Source organism: Vibrio sp. Sgm 5 (assembly GCF_026241575.1).
Lineage (GTDB): Bacteria > Pseudomonadota > Gammaproteobacteria > Enterobacterales > Vibrionaceae > Vibrio > Vibrio jasicida.
This window is the reverse complement of the sequence record NZ_JAPHPY010000011.1, coordinates 1-15,321: the sequence shown is the minus strand read 5'-3', so window position 1 is coordinate 15,321 and position 15,321 is coordinate 1. Positions and strand designations below refer to the sequence as shown.

General features: G+C 45.2%; 15 protein-coding genes. 8 read left to right on the top strand and 7 right to left on the bottom strand.

The annotated features are described in order from the left end of the window. Positions 1-10: 10 nt before the first annotated feature. Positions 11-868, top strand: a complete 858-nt coding sequence (locus OQJ86_RS08420) for a lipase secretion chaperone (RefSeq protein ID WP_265987458.1) — start codon at positions 11-13, stop codon at positions 866-868. Between the two features lie 8 nt (positions 869-876). On the opposite strand, the gene OQJ86_RS08415 is transcribed toward OQJ86_RS08420, so the two are convergent. The 7 genes from OQJ86_RS08415 to pspA form a co-directional block, all read right to left on the bottom strand. Next, positions 877-1,437, bottom strand: a complete 561-nt coding sequence (locus OQJ86_RS08415) for a DNA-3-methyladenine glycosylase I (protein WP_265987457.1) — start codon at positions 1,435-1,437, stop codon at positions 877-879. Between the two features lie 71 nt (positions 1,438-1,508). Next, positions 1,509-4,613 (bottom strand): efflux RND transporter permease subunit VmeI, encoded by a 3,105-nt coding sequence (gene vmeI / locus OQJ86_RS08410; protein ID WP_038881415.1) that lies wholly within the window; start codon positions 4,611-4,613, stop codon positions 1,509-1,511. Next, entirely contained in the window at positions 4,610-5,695 is a 1,086-nt protein-coding gene (locus OQJ86_RS08405; RefSeq protein ID WP_045402347.1) for an efflux RND transporter periplasmic adaptor subunit, read from the bottom strand. Before OQJ86_RS08405 ends, vmeI begins: the two co-directional genes overlap by 4 nt. A gap of 1 nt (position 5,696) precedes the next feature. Further along, a complete protein-coding gene (locus tag OQJ86_RS08400) occupies positions 5,697-6,728 on the bottom strand; it encodes an efflux RND transporter periplasmic adaptor subunit (RefSeq protein WP_038873611.1) in 1,032 nt (343 codons plus the stop codon). A gap of 156 nt (positions 6,729-6,884) precedes the next feature. Beyond that, positions 6,885-7,274 (bottom strand): envelope stress response membrane protein PspC, encoded by a 390-nt coding sequence (gene pspC, locus OQJ86_RS08395; protein WP_265987456.1) that lies wholly within the window; start codon positions 7,272-7,274, stop codon positions 6,885-6,887. Further along, on the bottom strand, positions 7,267-7,500 hold the full coding sequence (pspB, locus tag OQJ86_RS08390; protein WP_038873617.1) for an envelope stress response membrane protein PspB: 234 nt from the start codon (positions 7,498-7,500) through the stop codon (positions 7,267-7,269). The genes pspC and pspB overlap by 8 nt, the downstream gene beginning before the upstream one ends. Before the next feature lie 14 nt (positions 7,501-7,514). Continuing rightward, positions 7,515-8,186 carry a phage shock protein PspA gene (gene pspA, locus OQJ86_RS08385; RefSeq protein ID WP_038873620.1) on the bottom strand — a complete coding sequence of 224 codons (672 nt, stop codon included), beginning with the start codon at positions 8,184-8,186 and terminating at the stop codon, positions 7,515-7,517. A 233-nt stretch (positions 8,187-8,419) separates the two neighbouring features. On the opposite strand from pspA, the gene pspF reads away from it, so the two are divergent. The 7 genes from pspF to OQJ86_RS08350 all read left to right on the top strand — a co-directional run. Further along, the gene (gene pspF, locus OQJ86_RS08380) at positions 8,420-9,430 is read left to right on the top strand and encodes a phage shock protein operon transcriptional activator (protein ID WP_054755882.1); all 1,011 of its coding nucleotides are present in this window, start codon (positions 8,420-8,422) and stop codon (positions 9,428-9,430) included. Positions 9,431-9,738: 308 nt separating this feature from the next. After that, positions 9,739-11,358 carry an ABC transporter substrate-binding protein SapA gene (sapA, locus tag OQJ86_RS08375; protein ID WP_038881421.1) on the top strand — a complete coding sequence of 540 codons (1,620 nt, stop codon included), beginning with the start codon at positions 9,739-9,741 and terminating at the stop codon, positions 11,356-11,358. Further along, positions 11,358-12,320 (top strand): ABC transporter permease, encoded by a 963-nt coding sequence (locus OQJ86_RS08370; RefSeq protein ID WP_038873626.1) that lies wholly within the window; start codon positions 11,358-11,360, stop codon positions 12,318-12,320. The genes sapA and OQJ86_RS08370 overlap by 1 nt, the downstream gene beginning before the upstream one ends. Next, complete coding sequence (locus OQJ86_RS08365) at positions 12,307-13,194, top strand: ABC transporter permease subunit (protein WP_038873629.1); 888 nt, start codon at positions 12,307-12,309, stop codon at positions 13,192-13,194. The genes OQJ86_RS08370 and OQJ86_RS08365 overlap by 14 nt, the downstream gene beginning before the upstream one ends. Beyond that, positions 13,194-14,189, top strand: coding sequence for an oligopeptide/dipeptide ABC transporter ATP-binding protein (locus tag OQJ86_RS08360; protein WP_038873632.1), 996 nt, complete (start codon positions 13,194-13,196; stop codon positions 14,187-14,189). Before OQJ86_RS08365 ends, OQJ86_RS08360 begins: the two co-directional genes overlap by 1 nt. Continuing rightward, positions 14,186-14,968: an ATP-binding cassette domain-containing protein gene (locus OQJ86_RS08355; RefSeq protein ID WP_038873635.1), complete on the top strand. Its 783-nt coding sequence runs from the start codon at positions 14,186-14,188 to the stop codon at positions 14,966-14,968. The genes OQJ86_RS08360 and OQJ86_RS08355 overlap by 4 nt, the downstream gene beginning before the upstream one ends. A 159-nt stretch (positions 14,969-15,127) precedes the next feature. After that, positions 15,128-15,321, top strand: a 194-nt coding sequence (locus tag OQJ86_RS08350) for a transposase (RefSeq protein WP_265987454.1), incomplete at its 3' end; no start/stop codon positions are given.

The following is a 15,321-nucleotide window of genomic DNA, read 5'->3' as shown; positions in this document are numbered from 1 at the left end:
GGAACTTATCATGAAGAATGCCGCTCTTGTCATTGTGTCCGTTGTATCACTCATTAGTGTAGGAGCGGTTTATTTGTATCAACCTCAGTCAGCGCAGCCAATAAAGGCGCATTCACAACAAGACACTACAGTTGATCTTTCCTCCCAGAAAGACTTCTTTGAGTACTCATTGAGCAGTCTTGGGGAGCAAAGCCTTGCAGAAATCAAAGCCAACGTAGAAGCCGGAGAATCACAATCAAACTCACTGGATATCAACGCAGAATTGTTCGAAACCTACCTCGCCTACAAAGAAGCGTTATCCAAGCTAGAATCGTTTGAAGGAAATTCATTGTCATTGATGGAGTTGAAACAACTGAACAACGCCATCTTGTCGATACAGAGCGAATTTTTTACTGACGAACAAGTCGCTCAACTTTTCGATGAAGAAAATCGCTTACGTCAGTTAGCAATAGATAAACTCGCCATTCGGGAAACCCAATTAGACGCTGACTCTCAAAAACAAATACTCGAAGAAAACCTCGCCTCTCAACCTGAGTACATTCAACAAAGTGAGCGCAATAACGTGCTAGTGATTGAACTAAATCAGACCTCAGAAATGACTGCACAGGAGAAGTATTTGGCTCGTATTGATTTGGTGGGCGAAGAAGGCGCCGAACGACTACAGGCTTTGGACGAGCAACGAGCCTCGTTTAATGCATCACTCAACGAGTATTTAGAGAAACGGGCGGAGATCATCAACAATGATTTCCTCGGCGAAGAAGAAAAGAAAACAGAAATCGCCGGATTAAGAGAGCAAAGCTTCGAGCAAAACCAATGGCGTCGCGTCGAAGCTTTAGAAAGAATTCATGATAGTGAAGCGAACAACTAGTTCGATGTCTAGTTAGGCTTTTTAGGACAACCAACAATGTGGTCGTCGACCATGCCTACGGCTTGCATAAAGGCATAGCAAATGGTCTCACCAACAAACTTAAATCCTTTCTTTTTAAGGAATTTGCTCATCGTTTTGGACTCTTCTGTCGATACTGGCACTTGGCTCATATCTGTCCAGTGATTCACAATTGGCTTGCCATCGACAAATTGCCATAGCGCAGCGGAAAGGCTTCCGTATTCTTCGATTAATTGTTTGGCTGCTTTGGCATTGCTAAATACCGAGTTGATTTTACCGCGGTGCTTAACTACGTCGAAGTTCTCAACGATGAACTCTGTACGCTTTTCATCGCGTTGAATCAACTTCTCTAAGTCATAGTGCTCAAACGCTTCACGATAGCCTTCTCGCTTTTTCAGAATCGTAATCCAACTCAAGCCGGCTTGCGCGCCTTCTAGCGTAATGAACTCGAATAATACGTTGTCATCATGAACAGGCACTCCCCATTCCGCATCGTGATATTCACGTTCAAGTGGGTGGTTCATCGCCCACGCACACGTTCTATGTTCCATACTTTTATCCTTATAAAAACGCCCCTGACAATCGGTCAGAGGCGTTTTTCAAACTTAACTGAGTTAAGCGGTTACTTTGGTAATGCTACTCTGTGGAATAGACGATACAACACTGGTACAACAATTAGTGTCAGTACGGTCGCAAAACCCAAACCAAACATGATGGTTACTGCCATTGGTTTGAAGAAGATATCCGGTAGTAGAGGAATCATACCAAGAATGGTAGTGATTGCCGCCATACATACCGGGCGCACACGACTCACCGCGGCATCAACTACGGCATCGTACGCTTCTTTACCCGACTTCATCTCAATCTCGATCTGGTCAAGCAGTACAATACCATTCTTCAGAACCATACCAGACAAGCTCAAGAAGCCCAGCAGCGCCATAAAACCGAATGGTGTATTCAAGGCCAATAAACCTGTCGTCACACCAATCAATGCCAGAGGCACCGTTAACCAAACAATCAAAGGTTCTTTGATTGAGTTGAACAAGAAAATGGTGATCAAGAACATGAACAAGTAACCCATCGGCATCGTGGTGAACAACGATGCTTTAGCATCACCAGAAGACTCATATTCACCACCCCACTCTAGAGAGTAGCCTGGTGGCATTTCGATCGCTTCAATCTGAGGTTGTAGGCGTTTTTGCAATGTTGCCGCCGTCTCTTCACCCAAGATATCTGGATCTGCCATCACCGTTAGCATACGCTTGCGGTTCTTACGCACAATGATTGGATCTTCCCAACGCATATCGTAACCCATGGTCACTTGTTGCAATGGAATAAACTCACTCTGTGCTGGACTCCAAATCTTCATCCCTTCGATGTTGCGAATATCGATACGCTCATCTTCTGGTAGACGAGCAACAATTGGCATTAGCGTTGTACCATCTCGGTAAAGACCGATGCTCATGCCCGAAAACGACATTGAAAGGAAATCGTCCACATCTGATTTGGTGATACCGTAACGGCGTGCTTGGCTTTCATTAAACTGAGGCTCAAGTACCTGAGTACGTTCACGCCAATCATGACGAATGTTTGTTGCACCTGGGTCGGCGTACATCACATCCATCACTTGCGCAGCGATAGTACGTAGCACTGTTGGATCAGAACCGATAACACGTGCTTCAATTTTCGCACCGCCACCAGGGCCCAATTCAATTTGTTTCAGCTTGTAGTTGATCTCTGGATAATCAGATTTCAAATGCTCTCTAAAACGTTCCATTAACGGGGCTAGTGCTTCGTAGTTATCAACTCGAGTAGTGATCTCACCATAAGCCGCGTAGCTTTTTTCTGGTGCGTAGGTCAGCATGAAACGTTGCAAACCTTTACCCGCCGTCGTCGTGATGTGGTCTACATGGTCCTGTTCTGCCAACCAACCTTCTAACTCCTGCAACGTATCGTCAGTCGCTCGAATATCGGTGCCTTCCGGTAACCAAACATCCAATTGGAAGATAGGTGTCGTTGAAGATGGGAAGAATGCTTGTTTCACGTGCGTAAAGCCGTAAACGCTCGCGGCCAAACCTGCCACCAAAACAACCACGGTGAACCAAGCTCGGCGCATACAGAAGCTAAGGAACTTCTTGTACATGACAAAAACAATACCGTTGTATGGGTCGTTGTCTTCGCCTTCACCACTTTTGATTTTCTGCCCTTTAAAGAAGATATCAGCAAAAAATGGTGTTAACGAAATCGCCGTAAACCAACTTAACATCAGAGAGATAAGCAACACGGTAAACAGGGTGCCACAATATTCACCCGTCGAGTCTTCTGATAAGCCGATTGGTGCAAACGCCGTCACCGCGATCACCGTTGCACCCAATAGCGGCCATTTAGTTTGCGTTACAATATCCGTTGCAGCTTGCAGTCTCGTTCTCCCTTTCTGGGTACCTATGAGTATCCCTTCCACGACAACGATGGCATTATCCACGAGCATACCTAGAGCAATAACCAAGGCACCTAACGAAATACGCTGCAAATCGATGGCCAGATACTTCATGAAGATGAAAGTGCCAAGCACGGTCAAAAGCAGAATTAGACCGATAAGCAGACCCGAGCGCAGCCCCATGAAAAACAGCAAAACGATAATTACGATACCAACCGCTTGAGCTAGGCTGATAACGAAGCCGCTCACTGACTTATCTACTTCTTTCGGCTGGTTGTAGATTTCTGAAATTTCAACACCAACGGGTTGTTGGTATTTCAGTTCTGCAACACGGCGATCAAATGCTTTACCCACTTCCACAACGTTCACACCTTGAGCGAATGAGACGCCCAAGTTCAACGCCAGTTCACCGTTGTAGTTGATGATGTTCGTCGGGACTTCCATGTAGCCACGTTTAATTTCAGCAACGTCTTTTAAGAAGATAAGACCTTGAGCACCTGATTCCGTGATCAACAAATCACCTAGCTCATCAACACTTTGGAACTCACCCGTCGGTTGAATACGAATGTACTCATTACCAATTCGAATTGCACCGGCATCGGAAACGACGTTTTGAGTCGAAAGTAAATTGAAAACCGTATTTGGTGATAGGCCAAGACTGCTCAACTTCTTCATCGAGATTTCAATGAAGACTTGCTCTTGTTGCTGGCCAGAAACCGAAACTTTGCTGACGCCGTCAACAAGTTCGAGTTCCCGCCTTAAATAATCAACATAGTCGAGCAACTCTTTGTAACTGTACCCATCACCAGTAACCGCGAGCAAAATACCGTATACGTCGCCAAAGTCATCGATAACCGATGGGTCATTTACACCCGGAGGCAGGGAGCCCTTTAAGTCATTTACTTTTCGACGCAGTTCATCCCATATCTGTGGTAAGTCATCTGGACCATAGTTGTTTTTCATGGACACGGTGATTTGCGACAAGCCTCGACTGGAGATGGAATTGACCTCATCAACATAAGTCAGCTGTTGAATCGCTTTTTCTATCGGATACGTTACCTCTTCCTCAACCTGTTGAGGCGTTGCGCCCGGATAAGAAGTAACAACCATTGCATCTTTGATAGTAAACGCAGGATCTTCTAAGCGTCCCAAGCCAAAGAATGCTGACACACCGCCGATCAAAAAGATCAGCGACACCATCCAACTGATAACACGGTTGCGAATAAAATAGGCCGCAATGCCAGTTACGTTATCGTCATCTTGAGGCGCAGTATTTTTTTGTTCACTCATTGCGTTGCCTCCTGCTTAACCACTTCCACTTTTATGCCATCTCTTAATCGGGATACACCAGCAACAACGACTTTGTCATCAAGTTCTAGGCCATCAAGAATCTGAACTGAGGTTTGTGACGCTTTACCTGCACGCACTTGTTTGCGGCTCACGGTATTATCATCATTCAAAACCCAAACGAATTTATTTTCACGGCTCAGATCATCTCCATCGGCATTAAAGATCGCTTCAATAGGAACGTTAATGCCGACGTTAAGCTCAAGACCCACCTTTTCATCTTTCGATGTCACGTCTACCGCCATACCATCAAGAATGTATTCGTTTTCCGGCATTGGCAGTGATAGCGTCACCGTAAAGGTGCCTGTATCAGGGTCAGGTTCTGTCGTGAACTCTTTGATTTTCGCCTTGTATTCATTGCCACTTGGCACACGAACGACAGCATTAATTGCCGTCAAACGCTCTTCAGTAGGAGGTTGGTTCACGTAAAGACGATCGGGGAGCTGAATAAGGACTTCGACGCGATCAACACTGTGAATGTTAACGATATATTGACCAACTTGAATATTTTCAAATTGATCGACATTAACGCGGGAAATAATGCCGTCGACTGGCGCTTTAAGCTCAGTGAAAGACAAACGCAACTTAGCCAATTCAAGCTCAGCGAGCGCGATTTGGCGTTGTGCCGCAATCTCATCAAATTGGGACTTAGCTAATAAACCTTTTTTAACCAGCGGTGCAGAACGACGATATTGGCTGTCTACCACAGAAAAACGCGCAGATGCGTTATCTACGTCCAATTGATAATCGGTTGGGTCAAGCCTAGCAATGACATCACCTTTAATGACCTTATCGCCTTCTTTGACCAAAACACGGCTTACCTCGCCTGCCACACGGAAACTCAAATGTGAACGATCGGCAGCGTTGGCTATCGCAGGAAAATATAAGTTGTCATCAACGCGCTGCCCTTCTAAAGAAGCAACACGAACACGAGGGGTCTCCAATTCTCTTTCTGGGCCTTTTTCACCACAGCCTGCAAGTAACATGGCAGAGCAAAGCGTGGTTAAAGCTATGATTCCTTTCATACTATAATCCTCGCTCCTTAACCCACTCACGAACCTTAATACCCGGCTCAATGACATTGACACCGGAGATGATGATTTGATCTCCATCCTCTAGCCCTTTTTCAACTTGCTGCTTGTCGTTCAAAGAAACCGAGACTTTTTCAACAATGCCTTGATCATTAACACGCCAAACGCAGGTTTTGCCATCTTCGGTAAACAGGGCTGAATCAGGAATTTTAGTCGCACCCGCGTTTTCAGACACAAGATGAACATTACCGGACATTCCTGGTAGGATGCCAACACCCTCAGGACGCTCCATTACCATTGTAACTTTGTAACTGCCAGTTTTAGGATCGGCTTCGGTATCAATTTCTTGGAATGTCACCTCAAAAGCGCGCTCAGGAAACGCATCAAATGTCATTGATGCATAAGCATTCGCACCCTGTGTGAATTTGCTGAGTAGATGATCAGGAAGCTGGAACAACACCTTCATGACTTGATTGGTTTGAATATTCATGACGCCTTCTTTTGCCGCCACATACTCATGGTTTTCTGCTGGCAGATACGAAATCGTGCCATCGTAAGGCGCAACAAGCTTTGTGTACCTCAGGTTAGCTTTGGCCTGATTCCACTGAGCTTTAGCTGAATTGTGATTGGCTTTCGCCGCATCGAAGTCTTGTTCCGAAACCACTTGCTCTTTACGAAGCTTTTTCGAGCGTTCGTATTGAACATCAGCAAGGGTGTAATTTGCTCGGGCTTGTTTTTCGAGTAGCGAGTATTCGTCAGGGTTGAGTACGGCAAGCACATCACCTTTATTCACCATTTGTCCGGCATTGACTTCGATCGATTGAAGCAAACCAGGCACTCGGAATGCGAGAACGGCTCGGTCTCCGGCTTCTGTAGTGGCAGGAAAGTGTCTTTCAAACTGTGCATTGCCTACAGTGACCGTAAAGAGTTTAGCGGGCCGAGATTCCGGTTCTGGGACTGGTGGTAGCTCTTTTCCACACCCAGAGAGAACCGTCATGACAGCGATTGGAATAAGCGCTTTTCTCATGTTAATTCATCCATTTAAGATCCATTCCTTTTAAGGTAGATGAATTTATGGTGTTCTTCTAGAGCATCGGAGCAAAAAAATTCTTTAAAAATAGCAATTTGAGACAAAAACAAAGCAGACCGAAGCCTGCTTTATCAATAAAATCATAATTAATCATCAGAGCTTATTAAATTCTCTGTTTACGCGATATGCGTCGGATGTGACATACGCTTCCATACTACGGATTTTTCCATCAAGGCGGCCAAAGTCACTTTCTAAAACACTCAACAGTTGGTCTGGGCTCTGGCCTTTCTGCCATGGTTTGCTCTTCAACGTATGCTCTTGGCGTGACTTGATATTCTCAGTATAAGTTACGGGCTGCTTTTCCAACATGAATGTCATCGCAATATAAGCCAGCAACACGAGAAAAGTACCACCAAGTAAGGCTGCCGATATCACGACGATCCGAATCAACCAAACTTCCGCACCAAAGTAGTTCGCGACTCCGGCACACACACCGGAGATTTTGCCATTAACAGGGTCGCGATACAGCTCTCGTTTAATCATACTTTCGTCTCCACGTTGGGGATTCTGCATCTAAGATACGCTCCAATGTTTCAACGCGAGATTGCATCGCCTCCGCTTTTTCAGACAGTACCTGAAGACGCTCTAGATCTTGGCCCGACAGTGCACTATCTGCTTTGCGTTTGCTGCGATAGTGTAAGAAGAGCCATAGTGGAGCGACAAAGATTAAAAAGACAATCAATGGTCCAGTAATAATAAATGTCGACATGAATGGCTCCTTTCTTATTTATCGTTCGATGACATCTGTTCTTTCAGTTTTGCCAACTCTTTTTCAATTTCATCTTGTGCTTGCAGCTCTGCAAACTCTTGGTCTAACGATTTAGCATTACCAGTCTTTGCGTAAAGATCCGCTTCTGCTTCCATCTCATCAATTTTACGAGAGTATTGTTCAAACTTTGCCATCGCTTCGTTTGTACGACCTGCGTGCAATTGTTTTTGAACATCACGTCGGTTAGAAGCCGTTTGGTTACGAATCGCAAGCGCTTGTTGCTTCGCTCGAGTTTCTGTAATTTTGGCTTCCAACTTACCGATTTCACCTGTCAATTTTTCGATGGTTTCTTCAACGAGTGTTTGCTCAGTGTGAAGGCCTTTAATTACGTGCTCAAGTTTCTGCTTTTCAATCAAAGCGGCACGCGCTAAATCTTCACGCTCTTTTACTAGTGCAAGGCTCGCTTTTTGGCCCCACTCAGTAATTTGCTCTTCTAGTGCTTCCACTTTGCGAGCCAACTCTTTTTTGTCTGCAATCGCTTTAGCCGAGTTGGTACGCACTTCAACAAGTGTGTCTTCCATTTCTTGAATGATAAGACGGATCATTTTTTCAGGATCTTCCGCCTTGTCTAGCAATGCACTGATGTTTGAGTTAACGATATCTGCAAAACGAGAAAAAATACCCATAACGGAACTCCTCTTTCTTCCTATTTAAACTCGACAAGGTGGTCATTTACCTTGTGTCTCCCTTTACCTATATCAAGTAGTATGCCAACTTTATTTTTCTTTACTAAACAACAAGTTAATCATTTTGTTGTTGTAGCACACTGATATGCTATGATGTTTTTTACCAACAGTTGGTAAATTTCACCAACTTCAATACTGTAAATCATGGTCAGATAAAAAATAAGAAGGACTTTATGAAGCAGAACCTAATCGGTGAATCACCCGCCTTTCTCTCTGTGTTAGATAAAGTATCACAAATCGCGCCGATTGAACGACCAGTCCTCATAATCGGAGAACGAGGCACAGGTAAAGAACTCATCGCACAACGTTTACACTATTTATCAAGACGTTGGGATAAGCCACTGCTTTCTCTAAACTGTGCGACATTAAGCGAAGGCTTGATTGATTCTGAACTTTTTGGCCATGAATCTGGTTCATTTACCGGTTCGAAAGGGAAACACAAGGGACGCTTTGAGAGGGCCGAAGGGGGCACGCTTTTCCTCGATGAACTCGCGACAGCCCCGCTTTTGGTACAAGAAAAACTATTGCGAGTAATCGAATACGGCGAGTATGAGCGTGTAGGCGGCCATACCGCATTAACTGCAGACGTTCGTTTGGTGTGTGCTACCAACGCTGACCTTCCACAATTGGCAGAGCGCGGTGATTTTCGCGCGGACTTGCTCGACCGACTGGCCTTTGATGTGATCATGTTGCCACCCTTGCGAGAACGCAAAGAAGACATTCTTTCTCTCGCCGAGCACTACGCCATAAAAATGTGTCGTGAATTGCAACTGGAGTACTTTGTTGGCTTTACAGAAGAAGCACAACAGTCTCTATTAGATTACGCTTGGCCTGGTAATGTGCGTGAACTCAAGAACGTAATAGAGCGAGCTATTTATCGCCACGGACTCAATGCCGATCCAATCGAGTACTTGGTGTTTAATCCATTTGAAACCGGTTGGGAAAACGCACTTGGTCATTCTTCAGAGCAAGGAGAGCAGGAAACGGAGCAACCTCATGTTGGTCCAACAATTAACTTCCCGCTGGACTACAAACAATGGCAAGAAGAACAAGACATCACTCTTCTTAACCGCGCATTAGAAGAGGCCAAATTTAATCAACGACAAGCAGCGGACTTACTTGGACTCAGTTACCATCAACTTAGGGGGATGGTAAGAAAATACGGATTGGTTGGACAAAGCTAAGTCTTTGACGTAAATGGCATCATCCTTAAATCGCTCACTATACTAAAACACAGCCCCCTTTATCGAATTAGGGGGAATTGAGCGGAACTTCATGACGACTGGAATAATACATAGTAGCGAGCACTCAAGAGGCAAATTTGGTCATTATCAGTAAATGATGCGGTAATTTGATCTAACACCCTGCGACTCAACGATTTTGTATTTGGAGCGAGTTAGCAAAGGTGATAAATTAGCGAGATCATTTTCGCTTGTCACTCTTCGCCTTCAACCGCATAGAAACAAGCAAGATCCAATGACCATTTCATATTATGAAAGCTTTTATCAAACTATCGCTGAGCCTTATCGGGATTAGCTTACTCACCGCTTGTGGTGACGAAATCGATCACAATGATATTCGTGAGAATGGATTTGTGTTTTGTGGGCAGGGTAAGCCAACCACGTTTAACCCTCAGCTCATTGACAGCGGCATCACTGCCGAAGCACTTAGCCCTCAGCTATACGATACGCTGCTTACACTCGATCCTAAATCTCACCAACCAGTTGCAAACCTTGCAGAAAAGTGGTCTGTAAATGAGGAAGGTACGGAATACACCTTTAACCTAAAGCAGGACGTGCAATTTCAAAAAACTCCTTGGTTCTCCCCCTCTCGTCCATTTAATGCACAAGATGTGGTATTCAGCTTCAAGCGAATCATTGATGTAGACCATCCGTTTCACGACGTCGGTGGTGGTTTTTATCCATGGTTTGCAGGTTTAGACTTCCAAAATCTCGTGCAAGATGTGATTGCTCTTGATGACCACACCGTTAAGTTTGTTCTCTCTCAACCTAACTTTGCCTTTTTAGCCAATATTGCCACCAGCCACGCCGTGCTGCTGTCAGCAGAATATGGGCAACAACTTGCGGCCAAAGACGAAAAAGAACAAATTGACTTGTTACCTATCGGTACAGGTCCTTACCAGTTAAAAGAATACCAAGTGAATGATTTGATTCGTTTGGAGCGTCACCCTAAATACTGGAAAACGCCGGCGAAAATGGAACAGGTCGTGTTTGATATTTCACATCGTGGTACTGGCACGTTGGCAAAACTTTTACGCAATGAATGTGATGTACTTGCTTCGCCAATCTCTAGCCAAATTCCAATCATACAAGAAACCGAGCACCTTGAATTAACCGCAACGCCTGCTAATAACGTCTCTTTTATCGCGATTAATACTGGTCATCCGGCACTGAAAGATGCGCGAGTTCGTCAAGCTCTCAACCTTGCTATCAACCGCCAAAATATCCTTGATTCCGTATATTACGGCACGGGTACTCAAGCTTATACACTACTGCCGCCGAACTCATGGGCATACCAGAAAGACAGCGTGAAGATCCGTTATGATCGTAATTACGCATTGGCGTTGCTGCGAGAGGCTGGGTATGAGAAAGGTCTGCAATTAACCATGTGGGTGCCGCTAGAACCTAGAGCCTTCAATCCAAGTCCACGTAAAACCGCGGAGTTGATTCAGGCGAACTTTGCTGATATCGGCGTCGAAGTACGACTACTAACCGATGATCGCTTTGAACGAACTCAGCTCGAAAACATCAATAATGTTGACTTACTGCTAACAGGTTGGATTGGTGATACGGGCGATCCTGATAACTTCTTCCGCCCTCTGCTTTCTTGTGAATCTGAACGTGTTGGCCTTAACGTTTCCATGTGGTGTAACGACGACTTCGATTTCTTGTTGGATCTGGCATTAGAAACCGAGCAACAACGTTATCGTTTAAACTTGTATCGCCAAGCGCAGAATATTCTCAATGAAGAGTTTCCTGTCATTCCATTAGCTCACGGCGTTCAATTCCGTGTGCACGATAAATCGTTGAAAGGCTTTAAATCGAGCCCTTTCAATGCACAACCTTTTGATAAAGTTGAGAGAGTTCATTAATGTTTTGGTACGCCGTAAGACGTCTTAATCTCTTTGTCATCACTTTGATGATCCTCACTTTAGTGGGCTTCTCTTTGCTACGTCTTGATCCGACATCACACTGGGCAAACGTGGAGTTTTGGTCAGGCTGGCAAAGCTACCTTGTTGAGCTTTCACATCTTAATTTTGGTATCAGTAAGAATGGGAACCCAATCTATGATGAGCTCGCGGTCGTATTCCCTGCGACGTTAGAGTTGTGTTTCTTCGCCTTCGTTGTTTCACTATTAATTGGTATTCCTTTGGGGACCGTAGCAGGCATGAAACAAGGCAAGTGGCTAGACACCAGCATCTCATTTGTCTCTATGTCAGGGTATTCGGCGCCAATCTTCTGGGTTGCCCTGATGCTGATTATGGTCTTCTCTCTGCAATACCACGTATTCCCTGTGGCGGGTCGTTATGACTTACTTTACGAAATTGACCACGTAACAGGCTTTGCAATTATTGATGCCTTTATGGCCAAAGGTGAATACCGTGCTCACGCGCTACAAAGCGTGATTGAGCATATGATCCTGCCTTGTTTGGTTCTCGCATTGACACCAACAACACAAGTCATTGGCTTGATGCGTGCATCCGTGGCAGAAGTGATGAGTCAAAACTACATTCGCGCCGCACGAATCAAAGGTTTATCCAACCGTGAGATCGTCACTCAACACGTTCTTCGGAATGCGATTCCGCCTATCATCCCAAAAGTTGGCGTTCAGCTTTCGAGCATGATTACCTTGGCGATCATCACAGAATCTATCTTTAACTGGCCGGGCATTGGGCGTTGGTTATTGGATGCACTTGCAAATCAAGATTACGCTTCCATCCAAGCAGGTGTCATGGTGTTAGCGACGCTTGTTTTAACCGCCAATATCCTATCGGATCTGATTGGTGCCATGATTAACCCTCTGGTGAGAAAGGAATGGTATGCTAACAAATAACGTTTATCAGGAAGAGCGCATTCCAACCCAGTTTGAACGATTCTGGCGCAGTTACCGCGCAAACAGTTTGGCAATGTTTGGTCTTTGGTGCCTTGGCTTTATTGTCTTAATCACCATATTGGCCCCTATTTTAGCGCCTTACGATCCACAAGCTCAATCTGGCGAATTGTTAGTGCCGCCTTCGTGGGCGCCAGCCGGAACCGTCGATTACTTTTTAGGAACTGACGACCTAGGTCGCGATATCTTATCTCGTTTAATTATGGGCTCTCAGCTCACCTTTGGTGCTGCCGTAGCAATTACTGCTATTGCCGCATTCATCGGCTGTATTATTGGTGTGTTAGCGGGTATGACCAAAGGTCTTTTATCCAGTACGCTTAACCACTTGCTCGACACAGTCATGTCCATTCCATCATTACTGCTGGCGATTATCTTTGTGGCGTTTTTGGGCTTTGGTGAGTTCAATATCCTTTTGGCGATCTGTCTGGCTTTAATTCCACGCTTTATCCGCTCGGTTTACATCGCCGTGCACACCGAAGTCGAAAAAGACTACATCATGGCTGCCCGTTTGGATGGCGCTAACGACTTCTACTTGCTTTGGAACTCGATTCTACCGAACGTATTAACAGTCATCGCTGCAGAAATAACCCTGGCACTCTCGGTCGCTATTCTAGATATAACTGCGCTTGGTTTCCTAGGTTTAGGCGCACAAGCACCAAGTACGGAATGGGGTGCGATCTTGGGTGACTCTGTTGAACTGATATACATCGCACCTTGGACCGTTACCTTACCGGGTCTGACCATTATGTTTACCGTTGTTGTTCTAAACTTAGTGGGTGAAGGTGTACGCCAAGCACTCAATGCGGGGATCGAATAATGCCATTATTAGATATTCGACATTTAACCATTGAAATTGAAACACCATCGGGCTTAGTCAAAGCCGTTGATCGCATGAGCATTACCTTGAATGAAGGTGAAATTCGTGGTCTGGTTGGTGAATCTGGTTCCGGTAAGAGTTTGGTTGCAAAGGCTATCGTGGGTGTTTGTAAAGACAACTGGAAAGTGACCGCAGACCGAATGCGTCTTGGCAATATTGATCTGCTTCAGCTAACGCCAAAAGAGCGCCGTCGTGTGATTGCACGTGACATTGCGATGATTTTCCAAGAGCCATCGACTTGTTTGGATCCGTCGGAAGAAGTCGGAAGACAGTTAATTGAATCCATCCCTTCTCGATCGTTTGAAGGTAAATGGTGGGAGCGCTTCAAGTGGCGCAGGAAACAAGCAGTTGCCCTACTCCATAAAGTGGGTATCAAAGATCACCGTCGTTTGATGGGCAGTTATCCTTATGAGTTGACCGATGGTGAATGTCAAAAAGTCATGATTGCGATGGCGATTGCAACCAAGCCAAAAATCTTGATTGCTGATGAGCCAACCAACGATCTAGACCCGATTACTCAATCTCAAATTCTGCGTTTGCTGAGTCGCATGAACCAACTCAACAACACAACGATTGTGCTGATTGGTCACGACTTAACCACTATTACTCAGTGGGCAAATCGCATTACGGTAATGTACTGTGGGCAGTCCGTTGAATCGGCTGATACAGAAAAGTTGGTCGCCGCTCCCAAGCACCCTTATACTGCGGCACTGCTTAAAGCCATGCCTGACTTTAACGACTGGATTCCGCACAAGCAAAAGCTGCAATCTCTACCGGGTTCTATCCCTCCACTTCAGCATCTGCCGATCGGTTGTCGCTTAGGACCTCGTTGCCCTTATGCTCAGAGGCAATGCGTCGAAATTCCACATACTAAACGTATCAAAAACCATAAATTTAGCTGTCACTTCCCACTGAATACGGAGAAACATTCATGAGTGCGTTGCTTGAAGTCGATAACCTATCGAAACAGTTCGTCACGCGCTCTGGTCTGTTTAAACGCACAGTCAAAGAAGCAGTTAAGCCGGTGAGCTTTTCCTTAGAGCCTGGACAAACTATCGGCTTTATTGGTCAAAATGGCTCTGGCAAGTCAACGTTAGCGCGCATGCTTGCTGGCGTTGTCGAACCAAGCTCTGGGGAGATTCGCGTTAATGGTGAGCGCTTAGAACACAAAGACTATTCGACGCGTTGTAAGCTGATCCGCATGATTTTTCAAGATCCAAATACCTCATTGAATCCGCGCATTCAGATTGGTCGAATCTTGGAAGGTCCGTTAAAGCGAAACACGAACATGCCACCAGACGCACGCATGAAACGTGTAAAAGAAACCTTACTTCGTGTGGGTTTGCTTCCGGAGCATGCTTACTTCTATCCTCAAATGCTAGCAGCAGGTCAGAAACAGCGTGTGTGTCTTGCTCGTGCTTTGATTCTACAACCTTCCATCATTGTTGCCGATGAGGCATTAAACGGTTTAGACATGGCGATGCGCTCGCAAATCATTAATCTCTTCCTAGAATTACAAGAAGAGATGGGCTTGTCTTTCGTTTACGTATCACAGCATATTGGCATAGTGAAGCACATTACTGATAAGGTCATGGTTATGCACGAAGGTGAAGTAGTAGAGTTTGGTGAAACCAATCAAGTACTCACCAACCCAGAGCATGCGATTACCCAGCGTCTGGTGGAAAGCCACTTCTATAAAGCTCCAACTCACTAAAAGTCGACAAACACTGACAGTGATCAAAAAACAAAAAAGCCTGCTATCACAGCCTGTCTCTTATACACAAATCCCCAAGCTTGTAGCTTGGGTATTTTTTTTGAACTCTTTCACGTGTGTGTGATCTGATCACTTAGTAATCCTTACTGAAACACTAAGATGACACATTCAGACGCTAAACTTTGGGCACAAGAACAATTTGGACAAGCACAACTTAAAGACCCTCGAAGAACACAACGCCTCATCAGTTTAGCGACTTCCATTGCTAATCAACCTGGAGTCTCCGTGGCTAAACTTCCTTTTTCTCCCGCCGATATGGAAGGCGCATATCGCTTTATCCGCAATGAAAACAT

Coding starts and splice junctions, on each gene's coding strand:
- OQJ86_RS08420 (WP_265987458.1), top strand. CDS start 11: ATGAAGAATGCCGCTCTTGTCATTGTGTCCGTTGTATCACTCATTAGT.
- OQJ86_RS08415 (WP_265987457.1), bottom strand. CDS start 1,437: ATGGAACATAGAACGTGTGCGTGGGCGATGAACCACCCACTTGAACGT.
- vmeI (WP_038881415.1), bottom strand. CDS start 4,613: ATGAGTGAACAAAAAAATACTGCGCCTCAAGATGACGATAACGTAACT.
- OQJ86_RS08405 (WP_045402347.1), bottom strand. CDS start 5,695: ATGAAAGGAATCATAGCTTTAACCACGCTTTGCTCTGCCATGTTACTT.
- OQJ86_RS08400 (WP_038873611.1), bottom strand. CDS start 6,728: ATGAGAAAAGCGCTTATTCCAATCGCTGTCATGACGGTTCTCTCTGGG.
- pspC (WP_265987456.1), bottom strand. CDS start 7,274: ATGATTAAACGAGAGCTGTATCGCGACCCTGTTAATGGCAAAATCTCC.
- pspB (WP_038873617.1), bottom strand. CDS start 7,500: ATGTCGACATTTATTATTACTGGACCATTGATTGTCTTTTTAATCTTT.
- pspA (WP_038873620.1), bottom strand. CDS start 8,186: ATGGGTATTTTTTCTCGTTTTGCAGATATCGTTAACTCAAACATCAGT.
- pspF (WP_054755882.1), top strand. CDS start 8,420: ATGAAGCAGAACCTAATCGGTGAATCACCCGCCTTTCTCTCTGTGTTA.
- sapA (WP_038881421.1), top strand. CDS start 9,739: ATGAAAGCTTTTATCAAACTATCGCTGAGCCTTATCGGGATTAGCTTA.
- OQJ86_RS08370 (WP_038873626.1), top strand. CDS start 11,358: ATGTTTTGGTACGCCGTAAGACGTCTTAATCTCTTTGTCATCACTTTG.
- OQJ86_RS08365 (WP_038873629.1), top strand. CDS start 12,307: ATGCTAACAAATAACGTTTATCAGGAAGAGCGCATTCCAACCCAGTTT.
- OQJ86_RS08360 (WP_038873632.1), top strand. CDS start 13,194: ATGCCATTATTAGATATTCGACATTTAACCATTGAAATTGAAACACCA.
- OQJ86_RS08355 (WP_038873635.1), top strand. CDS start 14,186: ATGAGTGCGTTGCTTGAAGTCGATAACCTATCGAAACAGTTCGTCACG.